At 32.6% G+C, this 25,473-nt stretch carries 21 protein-coding genes and 1 pseudogene; 15 read left to right on the top strand and 7 right to left on the bottom strand.

The genetic code is table 11. From position 1 onward, the window contains the following. The first annotated feature begins 36 nt into the window (after nucleotides 1–36). Nucleotides 37–1,824 carry an ABC transporter ATP-binding protein gene (locus OLM51_RS12590; RefSeq protein ID WP_264550958.1) on the top strand — a complete coding sequence of 596 codons (1,788 nt, stop codon included), beginning with the start codon at nucleotides 37–39 and terminating at the stop codon, nucleotides 1,822–1,824. A gap of 199 nt (nucleotides 1,825–2,023) precedes the next feature. Here the strand turns inward: OLM51_RS12590 and OLM51_RS12585 are convergent, their stop codons facing one another. After that, on the bottom strand, nucleotides 2,024–3,193 hold the full coding sequence (locus OLM51_RS12585; RefSeq protein WP_264550957.1) for a proline dehydrogenase family protein: 1,170 nt from the start codon (nucleotides 3,191–3,193) through the stop codon (nucleotides 2,024–2,026). Nucleotides 3,194–3,600: 407 nt separating this feature from the next. Between OLM51_RS12585 and aroB the strand changes: the two genes are divergently transcribed. From aroB to recQ, 5 genes are all read left to right on the top strand, one after another. Beyond that, nucleotides 3,601–4,668, top strand: a complete 1,068-nt coding sequence (gene aroB, locus OLM51_RS12580; RefSeq protein WP_264550956.1) for a 3-dehydroquinate synthase — start codon at nucleotides 3,601–3,603, stop codon at nucleotides 4,666–4,668. A gap of 299 nt (nucleotides 4,669–4,967) precedes the next feature. Further along, a complete protein-coding gene (locus OLM51_RS12575; RefSeq protein WP_264550955.1) occupies nucleotides 4,968–6,371 on the top strand; it encodes an arginine decarboxylase in 1,404 nt (467 codons plus the stop codon). Nucleotides 6,372–6,482: 111 nt separating this feature from the next. Continuing rightward, entirely contained in the window at nucleotides 6,483–7,451 is a 969-nt protein-coding gene (locus OLM51_RS12570) for a deoxyhypusine synthase family protein (RefSeq protein WP_056209248.1), read from the top strand. A 9-nt stretch (nucleotides 7,452–7,460) separates the two neighbouring features. Beyond that, entirely contained in the window at nucleotides 7,461–7,871 is a 411-nt protein-coding gene (locus OLM51_RS12565) for a DNA primase (protein WP_264550954.1), read from the top strand. A gap of 128 nt (nucleotides 7,872–7,999) precedes the next feature. After that, on the top strand, nucleotides 8,000–10,111 hold the full coding sequence (gene recQ, locus OLM51_RS12560) for a DNA helicase RecQ (protein ID WP_264550953.1): 2,112 nt from the start codon (nucleotides 8,000–8,002) through the stop codon (nucleotides 10,109–10,111). A gap of 83 nt (nucleotides 10,112–10,194) precedes the next feature. Here the strand turns inward: recQ and OLM51_RS12555 are convergent, their stop codons facing one another. The 4 genes from OLM51_RS12555 to OLM51_RS12540 form a co-directional block, all read right to left on the bottom strand. Further along, on the bottom strand, nucleotides 10,195–10,710 hold the full coding sequence (locus OLM51_RS12555) for a DinB family protein (RefSeq protein WP_264550952.1): 516 nt from the start codon (nucleotides 10,708–10,710) through the stop codon (nucleotides 10,195–10,197). Between the two features lie 13 nt (nucleotides 10,711–10,723). After that, nucleotides 10,724–13,309, bottom strand: a complete 2,586-nt coding sequence (locus OLM51_RS12550) for a phosphoenolpyruvate carboxylase (RefSeq protein ID WP_264550951.1) — start codon at nucleotides 13,307–13,309, stop codon at nucleotides 10,724–10,726. A gap of 92 nt (nucleotides 13,310–13,401) precedes the next feature. Next, entirely contained in the window at nucleotides 13,402–13,881 is a 480-nt protein-coding gene (locus tag OLM51_RS12545; protein WP_007805990.1) for an Lrp/AsnC family transcriptional regulator, read from the bottom strand. Between the two features lie 77 nt (nucleotides 13,882–13,958). Further along, the gene (locus OLM51_RS12540) at nucleotides 13,959–15,113 is read right to left on the bottom strand and encodes a M14 metallopeptidase family protein (RefSeq protein WP_264550950.1); all 1,155 of its coding nucleotides are present in this window, start codon (nucleotides 15,111–15,113) and stop codon (nucleotides 13,959–13,961) included. Between the two features lie 312 nt (nucleotides 15,114–15,425). On the opposite strand from OLM51_RS12540, the gene OLM51_RS12535 reads away from it, so the two are divergent. Next, on the top strand, nucleotides 15,426–15,902 hold the full coding sequence (locus OLM51_RS12535; RefSeq protein ID WP_264550949.1) for a helix-turn-helix domain-containing protein: 477 nt from the start codon (nucleotides 15,426–15,428) through the stop codon (nucleotides 15,900–15,902). A gap of 84 nt (nucleotides 15,903–15,986) precedes the next feature. On the opposite strand, the gene OLM51_RS12530 is transcribed toward OLM51_RS12535, so the two are convergent. Continuing rightward, nucleotides 15,987–16,538 (bottom strand): 1-acyl-sn-glycerol-3-phosphate acyltransferase, encoded by a 552-nt coding sequence (locus OLM51_RS12530; protein ID WP_264550948.1) that lies wholly within the window; start codon nucleotides 16,536–16,538, stop codon nucleotides 15,987–15,989. 66 nt (nucleotides 16,539–16,604) lie between these two features. Here OLM51_RS12530 and OLM51_RS12525 point away from each other — a divergent pair, with 66 nt between their 5' ends. The 6 genes from OLM51_RS12525 to OLM51_RS12500 all read left to right on the top strand — a co-directional run bounded on the left by OLM51_RS12525 (nucleotide 16,605) and on the right by OLM51_RS12500 (nucleotide 21,336). Next, a complete protein-coding gene (locus OLM51_RS12525) occupies nucleotides 16,605–17,270 on the top strand; it encodes a spermidine synthase (protein WP_264550947.1) in 666 nt (221 codons plus the stop codon). Between the two features lie 12 nt (nucleotides 17,271–17,282). Next, complete coding sequence (locus tag OLM51_RS12520) at nucleotides 17,283–17,960, top strand: peptidoglycan DD-metalloendopeptidase family protein (protein ID WP_264550946.1); 678 nt, start codon at nucleotides 17,283–17,285, stop codon at nucleotides 17,958–17,960. 6 nt (nucleotides 17,961–17,966) lie between these two features. Next, nucleotides 17,967–18,440, top strand: coding sequence for a hypothetical protein (locus tag OLM51_RS12515; protein ID WP_264550945.1), 474 nt, complete (start codon nucleotides 17,967–17,969; stop codon nucleotides 18,438–18,440). A 13-nt stretch (nucleotides 18,441–18,453) separates the two neighbouring features. After that, a complete protein-coding gene (locus OLM51_RS12510; protein ID WP_264550944.1) occupies nucleotides 18,454–18,978 on the top strand; it encodes a hypothetical protein in 525 nt (174 codons plus the stop codon). A 51-nt stretch (nucleotides 18,979–19,029) separates the two neighbouring features. Beyond that, a complete protein-coding gene (locus OLM51_RS12505) occupies nucleotides 19,030–19,500 on the top strand; it encodes a nuclear transport factor 2 family protein (RefSeq protein WP_264550943.1) in 471 nt (156 codons plus the stop codon). 93 nt (nucleotides 19,501–19,593) lie between these two features. Continuing rightward, nucleotides 19,594–21,336, top strand: coding sequence for an APC family permease (locus tag OLM51_RS12500; protein WP_264550942.1), 1,743 nt, complete (start codon nucleotides 19,594–19,596; stop codon nucleotides 21,334–21,336). Nucleotides 21,337–21,546: 210 nt separating this feature from the next. Here the strand turns inward: OLM51_RS12500 and OLM51_RS12495 are convergent, their stop codons facing one another. Then, complete coding sequence (locus OLM51_RS12495) at nucleotides 21,547–23,034, bottom strand: aminotransferase class V-fold PLP-dependent enzyme (protein ID WP_264550941.1); 1,488 nt, start codon at nucleotides 23,032–23,034, stop codon at nucleotides 21,547–21,549. A 181-nt stretch (nucleotides 23,035–23,215) separates the two neighbouring features. Here OLM51_RS12495 and msrA point away from each other — a divergent pair, with 181 nt between their 5' ends. Together msrA and OLM51_RS12485 are read left to right on the top strand one after the other, a co-directional pair. Continuing rightward, nucleotides 23,216–23,749, top strand: a complete 534-nt coding sequence (msrA, locus tag OLM51_RS12490) for a peptide-methionine (S)-S-oxide reductase MsrA (protein WP_264550940.1) — start codon at nucleotides 23,216–23,218, stop codon at nucleotides 23,747–23,749. 96 nt (nucleotides 23,750–23,845) lie between these two features. Then, nucleotides 23,846–25,413 (top strand): annotated as a pseudogene (locus tag OLM51_RS12485) (protein adenylyltransferase SelO). Nucleotides 25,414–25,473: the final 60 nt, after the last annotated feature.

Below are 25,473 nucleotides of genomic sequence, written 5' to 3'. Positions count from 1 at the left end.
TAGTCATACATTTGCATATCTTAATTGTATACTTAAATGGCAAGATTTCAAGAAAATGATTTACCAAAGGCTAAATTAGACTCTAACTCACTTCAAAAAGCTTTCAGAATTTTTAAATACGGCAAAGGTCATAAATGGAAATTTTTCCTTGGTTTGATCTTCTTATTATTAACGAGTGCCACTGCCCTCGCCTTTCCTAAACTAATGGGAATGCTGGTTGACTGTGTTACCAATAAAAACCTGGACAGAGCAAACGAAATTGCTGTTGGCTTAATGGTTATCCTTACGCTTCAGGCGATTTTTTCTTTTTTTAGAATTTCGCTTTTTGTAAATTTTACCGAAAATTCATTATCAAATATTCGTTTCGCACTATATGAAAATTTAGTAAAACTGCCAATGTCATTCTATTCACAAAAACGAGTAGGAGAATTAAACAGTAGAATTAGTGCTGACATTTCTCAGTTGCAGGACACTTTTACCACGACAATTGCAGAATTTTTGCGTCAGTTTATTTTAATTATTGGAGGTTTTGTAATCTTAGGTAATATCAGTCCAAAGCTAACTTTAATGATGCTTGCTATTGTTCCTATTGTGGCTGTTGCTGCAGTTATCTTTGGAAGATTTATTCGTAAGTATGGTAAGAAAACGCAGGATAAAGTAGCCGAAAGTCAGGTAATTGTTGAAGAAACTCTACAAGGAATAAGCAACGTAAAAGCTTTTGCCAATGAATGGTACGAGATTCAGCGTTATAAAAATAAAATCAAAGAAATTGTAAAAATTGCGATCAAAGGTGGTCAGTACAGAGGTTATTTTGCTTCATTTATCATATTGTGTCTTTTTGGTTGTGTAGTGGCCGTAGTTTGGTACGGAATCACATTGACTATAAAAGGAGAAGTTGAAGGCGTTGGAGATTTAATTTCATTTGTTCTTTATACTACTTTTATAGGGGCTTCTTTTGGAGGTATTGCCGAGATGTATGCGCAGATTCAAAAAGCAGTTGGTGCAACCGAGCGTGTTTTTGAATTATTGGAAGAAACTCCGGAAGAAATCAATGCAAATCCACGTGCTTCTATTGAGAAAATAAAAGGAAATGTTGCTTTTAAAAATGTTGCTTTTCATTATCCTTCAAGAAAAGAAGTTCAGGTTTTGAAAGATGTAAATTTCTCTGCAGAATTTGGACAAAAAATAGCAATTGTTGGCCCAAGTGGTGCCGGAAAATCAACAATTTCTTCATTGTTATTGCGATTTTACAATATAACTTCGGGGGAGATTCTTGTTGATGGAAAAAATATTTATGACTATGATTTAGAGAATCTTCGTGGTAACATGAGTATTGTTCCTCAAGATGTAATTCTGTTTGGAGGAAGTATCAAAGAAAATATTGCTTACGGTAAACCGGATGCTTCAGATGAAGAAATTATAGCTGCTTCTAAACAAGCAAATGCGTTTAACTTTATAGATGGTTTTCCTGAAAAGTTTGAAACTTTGGTTGGAGAACGTGGCGTTAAACTATCAGGCGGACAACGCCAGCGTATTGCTATTGCAAGAGCATTGCTTAAAAATCCAAGTATTTTAATTCTTGATGAAGCAACATCATCTTTGGATAGTGAAAGTGAAAAACTTGTTCAGGAAGCATTGGAAGTATTAATGGAAGGAAGAACCAGCATTATCATTGCTCACAGATTGTCAACCATTAGAAATGCTGATAAAATACTTGTTTTAGATAATGGAGTAATTACAGAAGAAGGAACGCATCAGGAACTAATAAATCTTGAAAACGGAATTTATAAAAACTTGAGTAATCTTCAGTTTAGTAACTCTTAAAGAAAAGAAATTCCAATTTAGAAATTCCAAATTCCAATAAAGCTTCAATTTTTAAATTGAAGCTTTTATTATATTAAACCCGACAGGTTTTTAAAACCTGTCGGGTTTGCTTTTTATAAAAAAAACTCCATTTGTATAACAAATGGAGTTTTTTTTATTGGAATTTGGAATTTCTAAAATTGAAATTTAATTTTAAAAACTATTTCCCTTTTCTGCGTTTACGTTCTGCTTTAATCATAGACAATTCACGGCTTGTTTGCCCGGCTACCGAAGTATTTTCTTCAGCACGACGAATCAAGTATGGCATAACATCTTTAACAGGTCCGAATGGAAGGTATTTTGCAACATTATATCCGTTTTCTGCTAAGTTATAACTAATGTTATCACTCATTCCGTATAACTGTCCGAACCAGATTTTATTATCGTTTTTTGCGATACCTTTTTCAGCCATCATTTCCATTAATTTGTATGAACTCAATTCGTTGTGAGTTCCTGCAAAAATGGACATTATTTCTAAATGCTCTAGCATATAATGTACAGCAGCGTCATAGTTTATATCTGTCGCTTCTTTAGAAACACAGATTGGAGAAACGTAACCTTTTTCTTCTGCTCTTTTGTTTTCTTTTTCCATATAAGCTCCACGAACTAATTTCATTCCGATAAAGAATCCTTCAGCTTTAGCAACTTCATGCAATTTTTTCAAATAATCTAAACGATCCCAACGGTACATTTGTAAAGTATTAAATACGATCGCTTTTTCTTTGTTGTATTTACGCATCATTTCGGTAACCAAATCATCAGCAGCATCCTGCATCCAGCTTTCTTCACCATCAATTAATAGAGCAACATCTTTTTTGTGCGCTTCACCACATACCTGGTCAAAACGAGCTACTACTCTATCCCATTCTGCTTGTTCTGCTGGGCTTAGAGTTTGTTTTTCTCCTAATTTCTCATACAACTCAAAACGTCCTAAACCAGTAGGTTTAAAAACAGCAAATGGAATTGCTAAACGCTCTTTGGCAAATTCAATCGTTTTCAAAGTCATTTCCAAAGCAGCATCAAATTGCGCTTCTTCTTCTTTTCCTTCAACAGAATAGTCTAAAACAGATGAAACACCTTTTGTAAACATTTTGTCTACTACAGTAATACAATCATCTTCATTTACACCACCACAAAAATGATCAAAAACTGTTGCACGAATCAAACCTTCAACCGGAAGATGTGCTTTTATGGCAAAATTAGTCACAGCTGTTCCAATACGAACTAAAGGCTCGCTATCGATCATTTTAAAAAGAAAATAGGCTCTGTCAAGTTCTGTGTCACTTTTAAGTGAAAATGCAACCTGAGTATTATCGAATATTTTTTCCATTATGTATGTTTTTTGTGCAAAGATAGAGAGTGTTTTGAATATTGTTTACTAAATTAGATGATATTTTTTCGTTTTGATAATGGACTAAAGATTATTTTTTTACTAAAAAGAAAGAATTTACTTTTGTTTTTAAATAATTTTAGTTCAGATTATAAATTAACACCATTAATGGTAAATACAGGTAGATACTTTGAAATTTCGAGCTCTAAAAATTTTCCGGATGCAAAGCCACAATTAGTTCAAAACTGCAAATAGAACTTTGATAAATAATTAAGGGATGTGATAAGAAAGAAAATTCTTTATCACATCCCTTTTTACATTGATTTTTTAAACAATAATAGAGCAATTTTGAATATTATTTAGTTAAAAATGCCTTATTTTTGTGCTTTCAATTAACTAAAGGAACTATGCAATCTATTCAAGCCAATAATTATTTCGTACATTTTAACCAAAATGCTTACGAAGCATTAAACAAACATCTAAGAGACACAAAATACTCTAATTTATTTATTATTGTAGATAATGATACAAATGAGTATTGCCTGCCTAAGTTTTTGCCGTTACTTGAAACTGATTTGAATATTGAAATTATTGAATTTGAAGCAGGTGAAGCCAATAAAAATATAGAAACCTGTATTCAGATCTGGAATGTACTTACTGAACTGGGGGCCGACAGAAAATCATTGGTAATTAATCTTGGTGGTGGTGTAGTAACAGATTTGGGAGGTTTTGTAGCCTCAACTTTCAAAAGAGGAGTGGATTTTATTAATATACCGACTACTCTTTTATCTATGGTTGATGCTTCTGTTGGTGGGAAAACAGGAGTTGATTTGGGGAATCTTAAAAATCAAATCGGAGTGATTAATGTTCCACAAATGGTTTTGATAGACACTCAATATCTTGAAACATTACCACAAAGCGAAATGAGATCCGGATTGGCAGAAATGCTAAAACACGGATTAATCTATGACGCTGCATACTGGAAACAGTTTTTAGATCTTAATGCAATTGATTACACTTTTCTGGATGAATTGATTTATCGTTCGGTTGAAATAAAGAACGAAATCGTAATTCAGGATCCAACAGAAAAGAATATTAGAAAAGCACTGAATTTTGGACATACTTTAGGACATGCAATAGAAGGATACTTTTTAGAAAGCGAAACCAAAACAACATTGCTGCACGGCGAAGCAATTGCTATAGGAATGATTTTGGAAAGTTATATTTCATGGCATAAAAACTTAATTTCTGCAGAGGAATATGCAGAAATTAAAACAGCTATTAAAAGTATTTATGACGATGTGAATATTGAGGAAAATGACATTGATCCGATACTTGAACTTCTTATTCATGACAAAAAAAATGAGTATGGTTTAATTCAATTTGCCCTTATTGAAGGAATCGGAAAAATTAAAATTAACCAATCTGTTGAAAATAAATTGATTCTAGACGCGTTTCAGGATTATAAATCTTAAACTTTTTTTAATCAAAAGCATTGCTTTAGGTATATATTATTTTTTACATTTGCCACAATGAAAACAAACAATAAACAAAGACAATTTAGTTCTTATAGAAACCGTCTCAACAGTTCTTTACTTAGAATGTTGAACCGTTTTTATAATAGTAAAAGTCCGTTTTGTTTTGATGTTTTCCAATGCTCAAAAGCAGAACACGAAAAACTGCAAATTATATTTGCGAATATTAGAGTTTGAATTTTAGTTTTAGCACCAAATCACTAAAAATAAAAATTACAAATAAAAATATTTAAATATAAATGAATACAAAATATTCTGATCTAATTAATCAAACATATTACTTTCCACAAGAGGAATTTAAACTTAATAAAGACAATCTTCAATTTCATAACATCGATTTGATGAAATTGGTTGAACAATATGGTACTCCTTTAAAGTTTACTTATTTGCCTCAGATTTCTGAAAACATTAATAAGGCAAAAGCCTGGTTCAGAAAATCAATGGAAAAAAATAAGTACGAAGCAAAATATTACTATTGCTATTGTACAAAAAGCTCTCATTTTGAATACATTATGAATGAAGCTTTCAAGAATAACATTCACATAGAAACATCATCAGCTTTTGATGTTAATATTGTAGAGAATTTATTAGAAAATGGTAAAATCAACAAAAGTACTTATGTAATTTGTAATGGTTTTAAAAGAGACGAATACATCAGTAATATTGCAAGATTAATTAATAACGGACATAAAAATACTATTCCGATTATTGATAATTATGAAGAGTTAGACCTACTTCAATCAGAAATTAAAGGGAAATTCAAAATTGGAATTCGTATTGCTGCTGAAGAAGAACCTAAATTTGAGTTTTATACTTCAAGATTAGGGATTGGATACAAAAACATAGTTTCGTTTTACAAAAAGCAAATTCAGGAAAATGATAAATTAGAGCTTAAAATGCTTCACTTTTTTATCAATACCGGAATCAACGATACATCGTACTATTGGAATGAGCTTGTAAAATGTATAAAAGTATACATTGCATTAAAAAAGGAATGCCCTACTCTTGATGGATTGAACATTGGAGGTGGTTTCCCGATTAAAAACTCACTTGCTTTTGAGTATGATTATCAATATATGATTGATGAAATCATTAATCAGATTAAAATAGCCTGTGATGAAGCAGAAGTTGATGTTCCAAACATTTTTACAGAATTTGGTTCATTTACAGTTGGAGAAAGCGGTGGAGCTATCTATCAGATTTTGTATCAAAAACAACAAAATGACAGAGAGAAATGGAATATGATCGATTCATCGTTTATTACCACTTTGCCAGATACCTGGGCTATAAATAAACGTTTTATTATGCTGGCAATTAATCGTTGGAATGATACATACGAGCGGGTTTTATTGGGAGGACTTACTTGTGATAGTGACGACTATTACAATTCAGAACAAAACATGAACGCAATCTATTTGCCTAAATACAACAAAGAAAAGCCGCTTTACATTGGTTTCTTTAATACTGGTGCGTATCAGGAAACTATTGGAGGTTATGGAGGTTTACACCACTGTTTGATTCCGCAGCCTAAACATATCCTAATTGACCGTGATGAAAACGGAATTTTAGCTACAGAAGTTTTCTCAGAACAACAAACTTCTGATGATGTATTGAAAATTTTAGGTTACAAGAAAAAATTGTAAAAATAAAACTGCAAATTAAATGTTAATTTCTAGAAAATTATTAATTTGCAGTACAAGTTAAAAAAGGTTAAAAGCTTTTAATTCAAAAAAAAAAATAAAAAAACAAAGGAAATGAAAGGACCAATCAGTCAGTTTATTGAAAAACATTATTTGCACTTTAATTCTGCTTCATTAGTAGATGCAGCCAAAGAATATGAACAACAGTTAGCTAATGGCTCAAAAATGTTGGTAAGTATGGCTGGAGCGATGAGTACTGCAGAAATAGGTAAAATTTTTGCCGAAATAATTAGACAAGATAAAGTACAAATTATTTCATGTACTGGAGCCAATCTAGAAGAAGATATCATGAATTTAGTAGCTCACTCTCATTATGAGAGAGTTCCAAATTATCGTGATTTGACACCAGAAGACGAATGGGCTTTACTTGAAAGAGGACTAAATCGTGTTACAGATACTTGTATTCCTGAACATGAAGCTTTTAGACGTTTGCAAAAACACATCTATAAAATCTGGAAAGATGCTGATGATAAAGGAGAAAGATATTTTCCGCATGAATTCATGTATAAAATGTTATTATCAGGTGTTTTAGAAGAATACTACGAGATTGATTTAAAAGACAGCTGGATGTATGCTGCTGCAGAAAAAAATCTTCCAATTATTGTTCCTGGATGGGAAGACAGTACAATGGGAAATATCTTCGCATCATACGTAATTAAAGGAGAATTAAAAGCTTCTACAATGAAATCTGGTATAGAATATATGACATTCCTTGCAGACTGGTATTCAAAAAACAGTCAAAACGGAATTGGTTTCTTCCAAATTGGTGGTGGTATTGCCGGAGATTTTCCTATCTGTGTTGTACCAATGTTATATCAGGATATGGAAATGCATGATGTTCCTTTCTGGAGTTATTTCTGTCAAATCTCAGATTCAACTACTAGTTACGGATCTTATTCAGGAGCTGTTCCAAACGAGAAAATCACTTGGGGTAAATTAGATATTAAGACCCCTAAATTTATTATAGAATCGGATGCTACAATTGTTGCTCCATTAATTTTTGCCTATTTATTAGATTTATAGTATATTTTTATGAAAAGAGTTATAGTAGACTACGCTAAATTGACCAACGAAATTTTGAACCTTTTGGTGGAAAAATTTCCTGATGGTTATGACGATTCGGATGTTATCCGTTTTAGAAACGCTAAAAACGAATTAGTAGAAGCTGTTGAAGTTCGTACTGAAGATACTATTTATTTAGTAAAAATTAGTACTAAGCTTGCTGATAGAATCGAAAACTACGATGAAGACGATGATATTGATCTTGATGTAGATACAATCGAACCAGTTAAAGGGCTTGATCTTGATGACGACGCAGATGATGATGACGATGATGATAATCAGGACAAACCAGATAACGATGGTGGAGACGATGATGATGACGATGACAAAGATGTTGATGATGTTGCCGACGAAGATGATGATGAAGACGATGAAGATTAATCATTCTTTTTAAATATGAAAAAAAGGAACTCAAATTCGAGTTCCTTTTTTTTATTTACAGAAACTTTAAAATTATAAGAATTTTACTATATTTATTGAATACTATTTTTCAATAAACATTTATCTATATGACATCAGAATTATTACATGCTAAGTTAAAAGAGAATTTTGGTTTCGAAAAATTCAGACCCAATCAGGAAACTATTATAACCACCATTTTTTCTGGCCGGGATACCTTGGCAATTATGCCAACCGGAGGCGGAAAATCTATATGTTTTCAATTGCCGGCTCTGCTGTTGCCAGGAATTACAATTGTTATTTCTCCTTTGATAGCTTTGATGAAAGATCAGGTCGATAGTTTAAAAACAAACGGAATAGCTGCTTGTTATATTAACAGTAGTCAATCTGCAGAAGAGCAGCAATTTTATATCGATAATTTAAAGTCAAATAATTTTAAACTTGTCTATATTGCTCCAGAAAGCTTGTCTTATTTAGATAATATCTTTAATCAATTAACAATCAGTCTGATTGCTATTGATGAGGCGCATTGTATTTCATCCTGGGGTCATGACTTCAGACCAGCTTATACCAATTTAGGATATTTAAAAAACCGCTTCCCTTCTACTCCGGTTCTTGCGCTAACTGCAACTGCAGATAAGGCAACGCGTGTAGACATTGCAAATCAATTGAATTTAAAAAATCCTAAAATATTTGTAGCTTCATTTGATCGTAAAAATTTAAGTCTCGAAGTTCGCCCGGCTTTAGACCGAGTAAAACAAATTATAGATTTTGTAGAAAACAAGCCAAATGAATCCGGGATAATTTATTGCCTGAGCAGAAAAACTACTGAGGAACTTGCTGAGAAATTAAGCAATAAAGGAATTTTGGCAAAAGCATATCACGCTGGCTTAGATAATAAAGTTCGGTCGAAAACACAAGATGAATTTATTAATGATGAATGTCAGGTAGTTTGCGCAACAATTGCATTTGGGATGGGAATTGATAAATCCAATGTTCGTTGGGTGATTCATTATAATCTTCCAAAAAATATTGAAGGCTACTATCAGGAAATTGGTCGTGCCGGTCGGGATGGATTACCGGCTGAAACAGTTTTGTTTGAAAGTTATGCCGATGTTATTCAATTACAGAAATTTGCCTCAGAAGGATTAAACTCTGATGTACAGCTCGCGAAATTAGATCGTATGAAACAATATGCAGATGCGTTAAGTTGCAGAAGAAAAATATTGTTGTCTTATTTTGGGGAACTTGTAACAGAGAATTGCGGTAATTGTGATATATGCAATAATCCGCCAACATTTTTTGACGGAACAGTTTTAGCGCAAAAAGCATTATCGGCAATTACCAGATTACAGGAATCAGAGCCTTTGGCTGTAATTGTAGATTTTTTGCGCGGCTCGAGAAACGCGTATATCTACGAAAAAAATTATCAAACGCTAAAAACGTACGGAATTGGTGCTGACATTTCCTGGTACGACTGGAATCAATATCTCATTCAGTTGATTAATCTTGGATATTGCGAAATTGCCTTTCATCAGCATAATAAAATTTTATTAACTCCATTTGCTAAAAAAGTTCTTTTTGGGAATGAAAAAGTAAAATTGACAACGGTTGTTAAAAAAGTAATTGATAAAAATGAAATTAAACAAGAGAAAGCAAAAACTACTAAAAATTCTCTTTTTGAAATACTTCGAAAATTGCGCTATGAGATTTCTAAAGACGAAGAAGTTCCCGCTTACGTAATTTTTAGTGATGCTGCTTTAAGACAAATGGAAAGCTTAAAACCAACGAATGATAAAGAATTTCTGGCTATTGATGGTGTTGGTAAAGCTAAACTTGAAAAATATGGTTCTGAATTTATAGATGCCATTGCTTATTATGAGAAAGTAAAAAAAGCAAATAAAACCAAAGTTAAAAAAGAAAGCAACACATATAAAACAACTCTCGAACTTTTTAAAAATGGTTATAGTATTGAAGAAATTGCCGGAAAACGAAATTTGGGGCAAACAACCATAATTTCGCATTTAGCCAAATTATATATAGATGGTGAGGATATTGATTTAAGCCAGTTTGTAAGTGATGAAGAAGTTAAGCAATTGCATAATGCTCAAATCGAGCTTGAATATCCTACAGCACTAAAACCTTACTTTGATTATTTTGAAGAAAAAATTTCATATGATAAAATTCGCATAGGTCTTGCTATTGTTGAGCGAAACAAATAGTTTAAGTTTTTGTCATTTTATATAAAAGCAAAAATCCTGTAAAATTACTTCACAGGATTTTTTATTTTATACTGAATAGAAAACTATAAATATCTTTCTTCAAAAACTTTCTGATGATGTTTTTGATGACCAATTATTACAAAGCCCAAAGCACGAACTGAAATCTGATTGTTTGAAGCAGTCCCAATTCGCTTAAGTTGTTCTTCAGATAAACTTTTGTAAAACAGTAAATTTGAATGTCTTAACGCAGAAAGCTCAGTTAGTAAATCCTGAATGCTTCTTCCGTTTGAATTTGTACTGTTTGCATAATCATCTTCTTCAAAACTTGGCAAAGGTGTTTGATCATTTCTGGAAAAACGCAAAGCACGATAAGCAAAAATTCGTTCGCAATCCATGATATGCTGAATAATATCTTTAATAGTCCATTTACCTTCGGCATAACGATAATCAAATTTATCCATCGGGATATCCTGAACAAATCTTATAAAGGCATGAAGAGAAATTTCTAATTCTTCGATTAAATTTACATTTCCGGCTTCTTTAATATAATTAGCAAATCCACCTGAATATTCATTTTCTGATAATTGATCTGAATTCATTTTATTTTATTTTTTAAGCTGAGTTTCTACTGGCGTTTGTGTTTCCAAAAAGAGATCGGGTTACGATTTTTTCGTAAACTTTAATCAAGTCTTCATTTCCGGAATTGTCTTTGTTTAATTCGTTAATTCTTAACAAAGCATATTGCTGTATGGTCAACAATGGCAATACGATACGCTCTCTTATCTGTATAGATGCTATACCATCAGGATAATTTTCCATTAGGGTTTTATGATCCGCAATTTTAAGTAAAAGACGTTTTGTTTCTGAAAACTCATCGTAAATAATTTGCCAGAATTCACCAAATTCAGGATCATTTTTCATGTATGCCGTTAATGGTAAAAATGATTTTGCCAATGACATCATACTGTTTTCCAGCAACGTTTTAAAGAATAATGAATTGTGGTATAAATCACTTACTTTATCCCATTGTCCGCTTTCTTCAAAATATTTTAAAGCTGAACCCACTCCAAAAAATCCTGGTACATTTTGTTTCAACTGGCTCCATGATCCTACAAACGGAATCGCTCTTAAGTCGGCAAAATCAAGAGATTCTGATTTACTTCTTTTAGAAGGACGGCTTCCGATATTTGTTTTAGAGTAATATTTAAGCGTACTCATTTTTTCCAGGTATGGAATAAACTTTGGGTGATTTTTAAAACTTAAATATTTTTCATAACCCAGATCAGCTAATTGGTTTAGAATTTGAGTTTCATCTGCAGAAAGTTCGTTTTTCTCTTTTCCAAAAACCTGATTAGTAATACCTGCACTTAATAAGTTCTCGATATTGTATCGGCAAGAATCTAAAGTTCCAAAATTTGAACTAATTGTTTGCCCCTGAACAGTAATCTGAATTTCATTATTTTCTATTTTAGGACCTAAAGAAGCATAAAATTTATGCGTTTTTCCTCCTCCACGTGCTGGTGGTCCTCCACGTCCGTCAAAGAAAATTGCTTTTATTCCGTACTTTCTTGAGATTTCAGTCAGACAAATTTTTGCCTGATAAATACTCCAGTTGGCCATTAAATATCCACCATCTTTTGTACCATCAGAAAAACCTAACATAATAGTTTGTTTATTTCCTCTAGCCTGTAAATGCCTAGAATATTCTGGATTTGTATACAATTGTTCCATAATTTCGTGAGCATTTTGCAAATCGTCAACCGATTCAAAAAGCGGAATAATATCTACAGATGGATCTTCCCAATCATTCAGACGAATCATAGCAAAAGTTTCCATTACATTTAGGGCACTTTCGTTATTACTGATAATATAACGATTAGCTCCTTCTTCACCATTGTTTTCCTGGATAGTTTTAATGGCCTGAACAGATTCTAAAGTAGATCTTGTAATTTCGTTTTCGAAATTATCAGGATTTAATTTTCCTTTTACTTTTGATAAAACATCAATTTTTTCATTTTGACTTAAATCGTAGTAATTCTGAGGAAAAACGGTTGAACCGGAATTCAAATAATAATCTACTACATCTTTGAATACAGCATTATGAATTTTACTATTCTGGCGAATATCTAAAGTTGCAAAATGAAATCCAAATAAGTTGATTTTTACTAAAAGAGCTTCCAATTCATCCAAATATAATGATTGGTGCTTTTCTATAATTATGGTTCTTATCTTGTTTAACTGAGATAATAATTCTTCTAAAGTAATATAGATTTCACCTTTAGAATAAAAAACAGAACGATAAAGTTTATGTTCAAGTTCAGCTACCAAAGTATCAACACCTGCGAAAGTTAGCTTACGTTTTAAACTTCTCATTTCGACATAATAACATTTTAAAATTGAAGTACGCAAACGTTCTGCTACTTTAAGTGTTATTTCGGTAGTAACAAATGGATTTCCATCACGATCTCCTCCTGGCCAGAAACCAAGTTTGATTAATTGATTTTGGATGGCGCTTCCGTTACCAATATTTTTTTGAAGATAATGTACTATTTCTCCGGATGTTGCATAAAATACATTTTCAAGATACCAGATCAAACTTACTGCTTCGTCATAAGGATTTGGCTTTTCATTTTGAATGAAAGGTGTTTTTCCTAATTGTGCCAGCAATTGCTTAATCTGTAATAAATTATTCTGACGAATAGCTTCGGTCAAATCATTTATAATTCCTAAAACCGGACCTGGATAAAACTGTGTTGGATGCGCAGTTAAAACAGTTCTAACATTGAAGTTTTCTAAAAACTCACTCAATTCATCATCTTTTTCCTTTGCATCTGATTTTTCTTTAATATCACGCAAAGACCCTCGTCCTTCCATATTGTTGACTTCAGGAAAGGCAGCATCTTCGATTGCATCAAACAAAACGATCTGACGCTCTATATATTGAATAAATCGAAACATTAAATCGATTTTTTCTTTTTCAGAGGCATTATTCAGGAATTTATTGGAGAAAAAGTCAAATATTTCCTTTGGTGTTTCTTGCTTTTTAAAACCTGTTTCGCAAGTTTCTGTAAATAGCGGAAGTAAAACTCCGGTATTATCAATAGAATCAAATGGTAATGTTATAAATACACTATTGTAAATGTGGTATTTAGAGAGAACGTCCTGATTGAAACGTTCAATTTTTGGTAACGTGTACATAATTGTGTTGTAGTTGGTTGGTTAATTGGTCATAAAAAAACCCCAAGAATAAACTTGAGGTTATATTTTATAATATAGCATTCAAGAAAATATTACATATTTTTAAAAATAGTATGCATCAAACGCTTCTTATCGTTTATACTTTCTTCTAATGAAATCATAGTTTCTGTTCTGTAAACACCTTCGATGTCATCGATCATAAAGATAACTTCTTTTGCATGTTTAGTATCTTTTGCTCTGATTTTACAAAAAATATTGAACTTTCCTGTTGTTACAGAAGCAACTGTAACGAAAGGAATTTGATTGATTCTCTCTAAAACAAATTTTGTTTGCGACGTATTGTTAAGGAATACACCTACATAAGCAATAAATGAATACCCTAATTTATCATAATCTAAGGCTAGTGAAGATCCCATGATAATTCCGGCATCCTCCATTTTTTTTACTCTAACATGTACTGTTCCAGCAGATATCAATAGTTTTTTTGCAATGTCAGTAAACGGAACTCTCGTATTGTCTATTAACATATCTAAAATCTGGTGATCTACTTCATCTAAACGAAATTTACTCATAATTCTTTAATTAATATTACTAATTGCTATTACAAAGTATAAAAATATATATAAAAAACAACAAATTCACATAAAAATTAACTTTTTATCAATCCGTTAACAAATTTAACATTTTTATTTAAATAAAAATCTGCTTTTTGATTCACTTTTGGCAAATTATCGTAATCATCAGAATATAGAGCATCTTTAGCGTCATATTCATAATGTCCAAAATAATTTTCTAACTCGCCCACTTCAACTATGTAAGCGTTAAAATGAATCTTATTTTCAATCAATTCTTCTTTGTATTGTGCGACAAAATTCGTAATAATTTCGATACCATCATAATTTATTTTGACATTTTTATACATAAAATCATAAAAAACGACTTTATTTTGTGAAATATTCAAATAATCTTGAATTCTATTATCAACTAAATCGTTTGCGGAAAGAAGTTTGAAGCTTGTGAAAAGTGAGAAAAATAAGAACTTTCGGGTGATTTCGCGCTCGTAATCGCCTTCATAATGCCCTGCTTCAAATAATATAGTCGGAACTCCTAAAAACTGAAAAGTATCACCTATGCAATTGATATTGAATGAATCATCAAAACGTCCAATCTGACCCGGAATGTGTTTTTGTAATTCATCATTAATACCAGCAATAAGATTTATGGCTTTTAATCTGTTTTCGTTTATCTCACGTTCTTCATTATAAGAAGGAGCTAAAAATGATAAAGTTGCTGGTTTTCCGGTCTCACCTGCACCAAAAATAGTTCGTTGGTCATGTAGATTGAAACAATAATCTGGTTTGAATTTCTCAAAAACGGTTCTTAATACATTACTTTCCGGTTGTGTCAGATTTTGGGAATCTCTGTTTAAATCAACTTTATTTGCATTCTCACGTGTATAGAGTCTTGCTCCGTCAGGATTTAATATTGGAATGCATAAAAAGGTAAATGTAGAAAGCATTTTTGCTGCAATTTCAGATTTGCCATTTAAGACATTTATAAAATCAAAAAGCGCTTTTGTGGTTGTACTTTCGTTACCGTGCATTTGTGACCATAAATAAATACGTGTCTTTCCTGTACCAATTTCGTAACTATATATTGGTTCTCCTAAAACTGACTTACCAATAATCTGAACCTGATTGTTGGTGTTTAATCTGTCTAATATAGGTCGAATATGATCTAGAGTCAGATAACGACCAGCGATGGAATCTTCTTTGTATTGGGTAAATAATTCTTCTAAATTCATTATGTTTCGATTAGTTTACAAAAGTAAACATCTTTATTTTTACAATTGTAAACAATGAAAATAACAGTAAATTCAGAAATGTAAACACAAAAATCAACTATTACATCGTGTTTGATACAATGTCAGTTAACAAAAGTTAATTATTTAATTAGTAATTCATAAGACTCATTATTTCAATATATTAGTTATCGATATCTAAACTATAACTTTCTGTTAATTACTACTAATTAAATGTTTTAACGATGCAAAATTGCTAATTAAATTCATTTTAGTTACATTTGTAAACATAATAAATTTGAATTGCAATTTACAATGGTAAACATCGATGATTTTGTAAAACGTCTTGAAAATATTCTGGATTACTACGGTCTAAATGCCTCGTCTTTTGCCGATAAAATAGGCGTGCAAAGATCTAGCATGTCTCACCTGCTCTCTGGTAGAAACAAACCAAGTCTGGACTTTGTAATGAAAATTCTGGACGTTTTTCCAGAAGTAGATTTGTACTGGATCTTAAATGGAAAAGGAAGTTTTCCGAAACCGGAAAATGAAAGTTTAATTTTTAATCCAGAAGCTTCTTCTTCTGATACTAAAAATTTATCCTCCTCTACTTCTTTTAATGAGAATTTTGCAGGACCTGATTTGTTCTCTCAAATAAATGAAGAACCTGAAAAACTTCCGATAAAAAAAATAGAACAGAATAAAAGTTCCAACTTAAACCCCGAAGAAGGAGAAATAGAAAAAATCATTTTTTTCTATAAAGATGGAACTTTTAAAGTGTATACACCATGATTTTAAATTTTGGCGTATTTGAAAAATTTTAAAAATATTTTTCGTTTAAGCGATTCTCACGAAATGCGAAAAAGGATTGAAATTTTAGAACTGCAAACCATTTTCGGGGATTTTCCCTAATACACCTTTATAATGTTGTTTTATCACTTCTAAATCTGCTTCATAATTTCCTGTTGGAAAAAATGGCTTTCCTAAATTTACTTCTTTCTTTCCCCAATCAAAAGCTACAGGAACAATAGGCACATTTGCTTTTAGTGCAATATAATAAAACCCGGTTTTTAATTCTTTAACTCCTTTGCGTGTTCCTTCTGCAGCAACTGCTAAACGGAAAACTTCTTTTCGGTCAAAAATAGCTGCAATTGAATCTACTTTATTCAATCCGCCTGAGCGATCCAGAGGTTCACCTCCTACATTTTTAAAGTAATAATTAAGAGGAAACCTGAATAATTCTTTCTTACCAACCCAATTCATTTCCAGACCAGAAATGCCACGGGTAAAAATACCAAGATAAAAATCATGATTACTCGTATGCGGCATTACCATCAATACACACTTCTTTACTTCAGCATTTTCCAATCCCACTATCTTCCAGCCCATTAGCTTAAAAAAGATGAATTTGTATACTTGTTTCTTCATTAAAATTTGATATTTGATGCAAAATAAAAGATTTAAAATGGTATTTTTGAGTAAAACCACTACAAAATGATCCAAAAACTCTTCAGTTATTTTATTCCGGTAAAAATATTCAAAAAAAAATCAGCAAGAAGTAAAGTTATTGAAGTTACCTGGGCAAATGGAGAACTGGTTTTGGATTCTGAAAATACAAATTACTCTTACGGAAGTCTCCAACGTATATTAAGGTACGGACTTCGAAACATCGGTTATAATAAAATCATCGATATGGATCATATATTACTTTTGGGCGTGGCAGGCGGAAGTGTTATAAAAACGCTTGTTGATGAAATTGCTTATAAAGGCAAAATTACCGGAGTCGAAATTGATCCTGATATGATTGAAATTGCCAATAAGTATTTTGATCTAAATAAAATTCAGCAATTGGAAGTTGTTATAGATGATGCATTTGAATTTGTTTTGAAAACCAAACACAAATACGATTTAATTATAATTGATATTTTTGAGGATATTAAAATGCCGAATTTTTTGTTTGAAAGTTTCTTCAGTGGGCATATTTGCTCGCTTTTAAACAATAAAGGTTTTGTTCTTTTTAATACTATGATTTTAGACGAAGCACACAATATAAGAAATCGTAAGTACGTTTCAGAAATAAACCCTAAATTGTTTGCCTCAAAAATGCTGCCCCGCATTGAGGTTCATAACGAATTAATAATAATTGAAAAAGTAGTCTAAATTTAACCTTTTATGAAAACCCTTGCCTCTATTTTAAACGCCTTACCACCTACTAAAGTTATCGATTCAAGTATTGATTTTTCTAAATACATTCCATTAGATTTGTCAATCACCAATCAGGAATTGGTTAAAAGAAATCCTGAAAATGCAACAGAATTTGAACAATTTATTACAGATTATCTAAAAAAGAACAATGCCGAAGTCGCTTTTGGCGGATATATTGAAGGACGTACTTTATACAAAAGGAGTACCATTTTTAGAAACAACTCAGTTCCGGAACGCAATATTCATATTGGTCTCGATTTATGGACAAAAGCTGGTACAGCTATTCTGGCGCCACTTGACGGGAAAGTACATAGTTTTAAAAACAATATTGGATTAGGCGATTACGGGCCTACAATTATTCTGGAACATGAAATTGAAAATGAACGATTTTATACTTTATACGGACATTTATCGTTAGAAAGTATTGAAGATTTAGTAGTTGGTAAATTCTTTAAAAAAGGAGAGCAAATCGCTACTATGGGTCACGCAGCTGTAAATGGCGATTATGCACCACACGTACATTTTCAGATTATACAAAATATTGAGGATTATATTGGGGATTATCCAGGAGTATGTAACACCAATGATCTTAATTTTTACATTGAAAACTGCCCTGACCCAAACTTATTATTAAAAATAACATAAATAGTTATGAAGAAAGCAGGATTGATTATATGTTTGTTACTCTTAATTGGATGTAAATCTAAAACGGTAAGCAGAGATACTGATGATTTAAAAATTAAGAAAGTAAATGCTGCTGATGTTAATTCAAATCAGCAAAAAAAAGCTTATGAATTAGGTAAACGTGTATTGGAAACCTGCAATACTTCTAAGTTTAAACCATTTAATGAAACAGAAGTAACAAAGTCAGTGATGGAAAATACAACAGAAGAAAGATTAACTAAAACCTGTCAGCGTTTTAGACAGTATTACGGAAGTTTTATTGATCTGAAATTAGATGGAGTTTACAAAACCAAACAAGAAGTAATTTATCGTTACCATGCTTTATATAGTAAAAAGGTCGCGAATAAAGAATTGCGCATTTTTGTAGACGAAAACAACTTGATTTCAGCCATAAAATCAATGGATTGGGATGAAAAATTTGATTCAAAAATAAACGAATAATAAAGTCTGCTCTATGAATTTAAAATTACCGCTGCTTATCTTACTTTTAATTTCTACGTTTGCAAATGCGCAGGAAACTATGATTATCAAAGGCTCTCAGCCTTTACACGCAACGCAGAATTATACTTTTATTTGCGAAAAATATGTTTTGACAGGAGAAGCAAATATTCAGATTGCCAAAACAGATAAGGGTGGTGTTTTAAAATTAACTATTGCAACATCAGATGACAAAGCCAAAATTGCAGGTGGTGTATATGTAGACTTAGCAAACGGCGACGTAATTCCTTGTGTCGATAAAAATGTAAAAGAATCTGCAGACGGCAAAACTACTGCTTACTATTACTTTACTCCGGCAGAGATGAATAAACTGAAAAAGACCGATATATATGCCATTAGGTTTATTATTGCAGGGAATTCCAGTGCATTTGGTAATCAAACGGGATATTTTACTGCAGTAAACAAAATGTCTTATTTTTCAACAGCATACGATAAATCGAAGAAAAGTTTTGATACAGCGAAAGAAATTAGTGTACTATAAAGAAATATTTTAACTTAATAAGTCTTATATTTATGGTTAAATATATTTTTAATGAACGCAAACGAAACTTTAATCGCCAAATTTTATACCGCTTTTGCAAATGCTGATGCCAAAACAATGAGCGAATGCTACCATCCAAAAGTCCATTTTATTGACCCGGCTTTTGGTTTATTAAAAGAAGATCAGGTATCTAAGATGTGGGAAATGCTTCTTTTAAAAAGTAAAGGAAATCTAAAAATTGAATTTTCAGATGTTAAAGCAGATGAGTTTTCAGGATCTGCACAATGGATCGCAACTTACAATTTTTCTAAAACCAATAGAAAAGTAATTAATAAAATCAGAGCTGAGTTTATTTTTCAGGATGGATTGATCATTAAGCATACAGACAACTTTGATGTTTGGAAATGGTCCAAACAAGCCTTTGGAGCAACCGGTTATTTATTGGGCTGGACAGGTTTTTTTCAGAAAAAAATTCAGCAGCAGGCATTGTTGTCACTCCATAAATTTGCAGAAGCCAAATAGATAAGTTAGATCTATTCTGTCATTTGCGTGCGGCAGATTAATTGTTTTGCCCTTGCTAATTATCTAATACTAGTGTTATAAATCTGAATAACAATGAAAGAACTTGTACACAAAAAATTAAATCAATTACAAGCAACAGCAATCTGTGGAAACGATATTAGTTCGTCCTGTTTATATGTATCAGCACTTACTATTTTGTATGCCGGGCAATACGCCTGGATTTCTCTTCTAATAGTTGCAGTTGTTTTATTTTTATTCAGAAAAATTTATGGTGAAGTCGTTGGTGCAATCCCTTTAAATGGAGGTGCTTACAATGTGTTACTAAATACTTCTACCAAGCGTTTGGCATCATTGGCAGCAACATTAACCGTTTTGTCTTATATGGCAACAGCTGTTATTTCAGCATCAGAAGGAATGCATTATCTGCACGGAATTTTCGAAGGACTAAATGTTACTATTGCAACCGTTTTAGTTTTGATTCTGTTTACATTTCTGGCAATTTTAGGAATTGGAGAATCTGCTTTTGTGGCAGTAATAATATTTGTGACTCATATTGCGACTTTAAGCCTTTTGGTTTTAGCATCCTTATGGTTTATTCTAAATAATGGTTTAGATACTTTTCATCTCAATTGGGAAACCCCTATTGTGCATGGAAATATAAAAACTGCTTTGTTTTTAGGATTTTCTGCTGCAATGCTTGGAATTTCAGGATTTGAAAGCTCGGCCAATTTTGTTGAGGAACAAGAACCGGGTGTTTTTCCAAAAACTTTGCGAAACATGTGGGCGCTTGTTAGTTTTTTCAATCCCGTAATAGCTATTTTGCTAATAAGTATCATTCCGCTCACACAAGTTGGTGAGAATAAAGAATCACTTTTGGCCTTTTTAGGAGAAACTACCGGAGGTTCTTGGCTCGCATGGCTCATTTCGATCGATGCAGTATTGGTGCTTTGTGGAGCTGTTTTGACCTCATTTGTTGGTGTTTCCGGATTATTAAACCGAATGACATTAGATCGTATTCTTCCTAATTACTTTTTAAAACAAAACAAAAGAGGTTCGCATTACAGAATTGTAATCAGTTTTTTAATTCTGTGTATTTCGGTACTTTTTGCAACAAACGGACATTTAGAATCCTTAGCCGGAGTTTATACTTTTTCATTTCTGGCTGTAATGGCACTATTTGGTCTTGGTAATTTGCTGCTTAAATTCAAACGCCGAAAATTACCAAGACCCGAGCGCGCCAGAGGAATTAGTGTTGTAATTGCGGTTCTTTTTATAATTGCAGCTTTCATCGGAAACATGAAACTAAATATCGCTTCATTTTACACTTTTCTGCAATACATGGTTCCTTCTCTTATTTTTGTCGGAATCATGCTTAATCGTGTTATGCTCATAAAACTTCTAATCGATGCTTTAGAATATTTCTACCAACCACTCCGCCGAATGGTTATTGTAAGCAACAGATATCTCCAGAATTTAAGCGTAAAAATCAATTCACAAGAATTCGTATTTTTTACCAAAGGTGATGATATTGCTATTCTTAATAAGGTCTTACAATATGTAGAGGGCAATGAAACAACCAAAAAACTAAAAATTGTTCATGTTACCAATGACTTTATAAATAGTGAGGCAATACGACGGGATTTAGAAGTTTTAGATCGTGCTTACGATGATCTTTCAATCGAATATCTTGAAATAGAAGGAGTTTTTGGTCCGGAAATCATTGATGAACTTTCACAAAAATGGAATATCCCTAAGAACTTTATGTTTATTGGTTCTCCCGGAAATAAGTTTTCGTATCGCGTTTCAGATCTTGGTGGCGTACGATTGATTATGTGATTTTTTTGAAGCAGAAATTTCTGTTTTTTCAAGACAAGACGTCCCGCTATCCGTTACAATCTTTTGCACTGAAAACCAGTACAAAAGGATTTACACTCCTATCGGGGCTAAACTATAAGTATATTTTTTCATAAGAAACAACAAACGATTTTATATAACAAACCCGACAGGTTTTAAAAACCTGTCGGGCTTACTATTTATTTTAGAATCTTAAGATTTAAACCAGCTTTCTACCAATTCATCCTCAAATGAAGTTGCATTTTTATGAATAAACTCATTTGTATTTTTATTATAAGAATAATCTAAAGCCCATGATTCGTGATTTTTAGCCAAATCTTTGATGCTTTTACATACATAAGCAATTTCTTCATCTGTCGTTGTAGGGTGAATAGACATTCTAATCCATCCTGGTTTTTTAATCAAATCACCAATCGTGATTTCGTTAACCAGTTTATTAGAAGTTTCCTGATCAACATGCAGTAAAAAATGCCCATAAGTTCCTGCACAGCTGCAGCCACCACGAGTCTGAATTCCAAAACGGTCGTTCAGTAATTTTACCCCTAAGTTGAAATGCAAGTTCTCGATAAAAAAGGAAACTACACCCAATCTGTTTTTATGTTGCCCGGCTAAAATTTTAATATTTTCAACAGGCTCTAGTTCGTTAAAAACAAAATCAACGATCTCATGTTCACGCTGTAAGATGTTTTCGATTCCCATTTCTTCTTTTAACTCAACAGCCAAAGCGGTTTTAATCACCTGAAGAAATCCTGGAGTCCCTCCATCTTCACGATCCTCTATATTGTCAATATATTTATGTTCTCCCCATGGATTTGTCCAGCTAACCGTTCCTCCTCCGGGACAATCCGGAATCATGTTGTTGTATAGCCTTTTGTTAAAAATCAAAACTCCTGATGTTCCAGGCCCACCAAGAAATTTATGAGGCGAAAAGAAAATTGCATCCAGATATGCCTCTGGATCTGCAGGATGCATATCAATTTCTACATAAGGGCCAGAGCATGCAAAATCTACAAAACAAACCCCATTGTACTGATGCATTAATTTTGCTGCTTCGTGAAAAGGAGTTTTTATTCCTGTAACATTCGAACAAGATGTTATAGAAGCAATTTTTATTGTTCTGTCTTTATATTTCTCTAATAGTATCTCCAGATTATCCAGACAAAAAAGACCTTTCTCGCAAGACGGAATAATTTCAACATCGGCAATAGTTTCCAACCAGGAAGTCTGATTAGAATGATGCTCCATATGCGAAATAAATACAATTGGTTTTTTTTCAGCAGGAACTATAGTGCAGGATTTTAGATTCTCTGGAATTTTCAAACCAAGAATACGCTGAAATTTATTTACAACACCCGTCATTCCGGTACCATCTGTAATTAAAACATCATCATTGTTAGCATTAGTATGACGTTTAATAATGTTTCTGGCATGATGATACGCTTTTGTCATGGCAGTACCTGACACAGTGGTCTCAGTATGAGTATTAGCCACAAAGGGTCCAAATTGATTTAAAAGTTTCTCTTCAATTGGTCTGTAGAGCCTTCCGCTGGCAGTCCAGTCGGTATAAATAATTTGTTTTTTGCCAAATGGTGAATTAAATTCCTGATCTATGCCAACAATATGCTTTCTGAAATCCTGAAAATAAGTTTCAAGACTGATGGTACTATTTTTGCTATTCATTAGTGTGCCTATGGTTTGACTGCAAATATATTGTTTTTTTATAGAATTGAGAATTTATCAAATATAAACTTCAAACATTGAATAAACTTTTGGTATCTTTAGTTAAAAGGTCTTTTTTTAAGTAAATTATCACAATATTCTATCGGATTAATAGGCAATAAAAACAAACAATACTTTTTATATGAAAAATTTATCAGTTGCCACCTTTGGTGGTGGATGTTTTTGGTGTATTGAAGCTGTAATTCAGCGTTTAAAAGGTGTAGAATCTTTAAAATCAGGATATTCAGGAGGTTTTATAAAAAACCCGCCTTATCGCGAGGTTTGTACCGGCAGAACCGGACATGCCGAAGTAATACAGGTTACATTTAATCCTGACATAATTTCATATCATGATCTGATCTTTATATTCATGACAAGTCATGATCCTACAACACTTAATCGCCAGGGTGCCGATGTTGGAACCCAGTATCGATCTGTTGTTTTATATCATGATGCAGAACAAAGAGTAATAGCAGAGCAGGTTTTTGAAGAAGTAAAACCTTTTTATGAAGACCCTATTGTGACTCAATTAGTTCCCTTTGAAGTTTTTTATGAAGCTGAAGAAGATCATCAAAATTATTACAATGATAATCAGGATGCGAGATACTGTCAGATTGTGATCGATCCGAAGGTTCAAAAGCTTAAAAAAATGTACGCCGACAGATTAATAGATTAAATTGGTTTTGCCATAAATTGTACGGATTAGATTTTATCCGTTTGGTTTCTGAAATGAAATCATTATAATTTTTGGTAGAAAAAGGAAAAAATAGAAATGAAAAATCTTAAAATAAAAAATAGGTTTACTGCCGAATTACCCGCAGATCCTGAGGTAAAAAATGAAATTCGTCAGGTTAAAAACACGGTGTTTTCTTTTGTAGATCCGACGAAACCGGGCAATCCTAAACTAATTCACGCCTCTGAAGAAGTGGCAGAAATGGTTGGAATCTCAAAGAAAGAAATTAAATCTGAGGCCTTTTTAAATGTGTTTTCAGGAAAAGAGATCCTTCCGGAATCCCGACCATATGCCATGTCTTATGCTGGACATCAGTTTGGAAACTGGGCAGGGCAACTAGGTGACGGACGTGCAATTAACTTAACCGAAGTAGAGCATAATAATCAGTTTTTTATGCTTCAGCTTAAAGGCGCAGGGAAAACTCCATATTCCAGAACTGCAGATGGTTTGGCTGTCTTGCGTTCCTCTATTAGAGAATATTTGTGCGCAGAGGCAATGTTTCATTTGGGAGTTCCCACTACCCGATCGCTTTCTTTAATGCTTTCCGGAGATCAGGTGCTGCGTGATATTTTGTACAACGGAAATCCTGCTTACGAAAAAGGTGCGATTGTTTGTCGTGTTGCACCATCATTCATCCGATTTGGAAGTTTTGAAATGCTAACGGCAAGAAACGAACTTAAAAATTTAAAACAGTTTGTAGAATATACTATCAAATACTATTATCCGGAAATAAAAGGAGAACCAAAAGAGCAATATTTACAATTGTTTCAAAAAGTTGCCGACAGAACCGGGAAATGATTCTGCATTGGCAGCGAGTTGGTTTCGTACATGGTGTAATGAATACCGATAATATGTCCATTCACGGTATCACTATTGATTACGGACCTTATGGCTGGCTGGAAAATTACGATCCAACCTGGACACCAAATACAACAGACAGTCAGAACAGAAGATATCGTTTTGGCAATCAGCCGCAAATTGCACAGTGGAATTTGTATCAATTAGCAAATGCACTTTATCCTTTAATTAATGAGGCAGAACCTTTAGAAAAGATATTAGAATCCTTTATGATTGATTTTAATTCCGATTATAAGGAGATGTTTCTAAGTAAATTAGGCTTATCTACTTCAATTGATGCTGATGATAAACTGATTTCAGGGCTTGAAGCAGTTCTGCAGCTTTCAGAAACAGATATGACCATATTCTTTAGAAATCTAAGTACCATTAATTCATTAGATTCTGTTGAAAAAGTAATGGAGAAAATTGAGTTTTCTTTCTATAAAACAGAAGAAATTTCAGGAGAAATTTTGGAAGCCTGGAAAAAATGGTTTACAATCTATCTTGAAAGATTAAAATCTGAATCATTATCTGATGAAGAACGTTCAGCAAAAATGAATTTAGTAAATCCGAAATATGTTTTACGAAATTATATGTCACAACTTGCAATAGACGCCGCTGACAAAGAGGATTATTCATTAATAAATGAATTTTACACGCTGCTGCAAAAACCGTACGAAGAACAACCAGAATATGAAAAATGGTTTGCAAAAAGACCAGATTGGGCAAGATCTAAAGTAGGATGCTCGATGTTGTCTTGTAGTTCTTAATTTTTTTGCCACGAATTCCCGAATTGGTTTAATAATTCTTAAACATTAAAATTTTATGAA

Origin of the sequence: Flavobacterium sp. N2038 (assembly GCF_025947185.1) — a bacterium.
GTDB lineage: Bacteria > Bacteroidota > Bacteroidia > Flavobacteriales > Flavobacteriaceae > Flavobacterium.
This window is presented reverse-complemented; position numbering and strand designations above follow the sequence as displayed.

Bases quoted from the DNA above. Each gene is read 5' to 3' on its own strand.
- OLM51_RS12510 (WP_264550944.1), top strand. From the start codon at position 18,454: ATGAATTTAAAATTACCGCTGCTTATCTTACTTTTAATTTCTACGTTT.
- OLM51_RS12570 (WP_056209248.1), top strand. From the start codon at position 6,483: ATGAAAGGACCAATCAGTCAGTTTATTGAAAAACATTATTTGCACTTT.
- OLM51_RS12545 (WP_007805990.1), bottom strand. From the start codon at position 13,881: ATGAGTAAATTTCGTTTAGATGAAGTAGATCACCAGATTTTAGATATG.
- msrA (WP_264550940.1), top strand. From the start codon at position 23,216: ATGAAAAATTTATCAGTTGCCACCTTTGGTGGTGGATGTTTTTGGTGT.
- OLM51_RS12555 (WP_264550952.1), bottom strand. From the start codon at position 10,710: ATGAATTCAGATCAATTATCAGAAAATGAATATTCAGGTGGATTTGCT.
- OLM51_RS12515 (WP_264550945.1), top strand. From the start codon at position 17,967: ATGAAGAAAGCAGGATTGATTATATGTTTGTTACTCTTAATTGGATGT.
- OLM51_RS12550 (WP_264550951.1), bottom strand. From the start codon at position 13,309: ATGTACACGTTACCAAAAATTGAACGTTTCAATCAGGACGTTCTCTCT.
- OLM51_RS12505 (WP_264550943.1), top strand. From the start codon at position 19,030: ATGAACGCAAACGAAACTTTAATCGCCAAATTTTATACCGCTTTTGCA.
- OLM51_RS12525 (WP_264550947.1), top strand. From the start codon at position 16,605: ATGATCCAAAAACTCTTCAGTTATTTTATTCCGGTAAAAATATTCAAA.
- OLM51_RS12500 (WP_264550942.1), top strand. From the start codon at position 19,594: ATGAAAGAACTTGTACACAAAAAATTAAATCAATTACAAGCAACAGCA.
- OLM51_RS12585 (WP_264550957.1), bottom strand. From the start codon at position 3,193: ATGGAAAAAATATTCGATAATACTCAGGTTGCATTTTCACTTAAAAGT.
- OLM51_RS12590 (WP_264550958.1), top strand. From the start codon at position 37: ATGGCAAGATTTCAAGAAAATGATTTACCAAAGGCTAAATTAGACTCT.
- OLM51_RS12575 (WP_264550955.1), top strand. From the start codon at position 4,968: ATGAATACAAAATATTCTGATCTAATTAATCAAACATATTACTTTCCA.
- OLM51_RS12565 (WP_264550954.1), top strand. From the start codon at position 7,461: ATGAAAAGAGTTATAGTAGACTACGCTAAATTGACCAACGAAATTTTG.
- aroB (WP_264550956.1), top strand. From the start codon at position 3,601: ATGCAATCTATTCAAGCCAATAATTATTTCGTACATTTTAACCAAAAT.
- OLM51_RS12540 (WP_264550950.1), bottom strand. From the start codon at position 15,113: ATGAATTTAGAAGAATTATTTACCCAATACAAAGAAGATTCCATCGCT.
- OLM51_RS12495 (WP_264550941.1), bottom strand. From the start codon at position 23,034: ATGAATAGCAAAAATAGTACCATCAGTCTTGAAACTTATTTTCAGGAT.
- OLM51_RS12535 (WP_264550949.1), top strand. From the start codon at position 15,426: ATGGTAAACATCGATGATTTTGTAAAACGTCTTGAAAATATTCTGGAT.
- OLM51_RS12530 (WP_264550948.1), bottom strand. From the start codon at position 16,538: ATGAAGAAACAAGTATACAAATTCATCTTTTTTAAGCTAATGGGCTGG.
- recQ (WP_264550953.1), top strand. From the start codon at position 8,000: ATGACATCAGAATTATTACATGCTAAGTTAAAAGAGAATTTTGGTTTC.
- OLM51_RS12520 (WP_264550946.1), top strand. From the start codon at position 17,283: ATGAAAACCCTTGCCTCTATTTTAAACGCCTTACCACCTACTAAAGTT.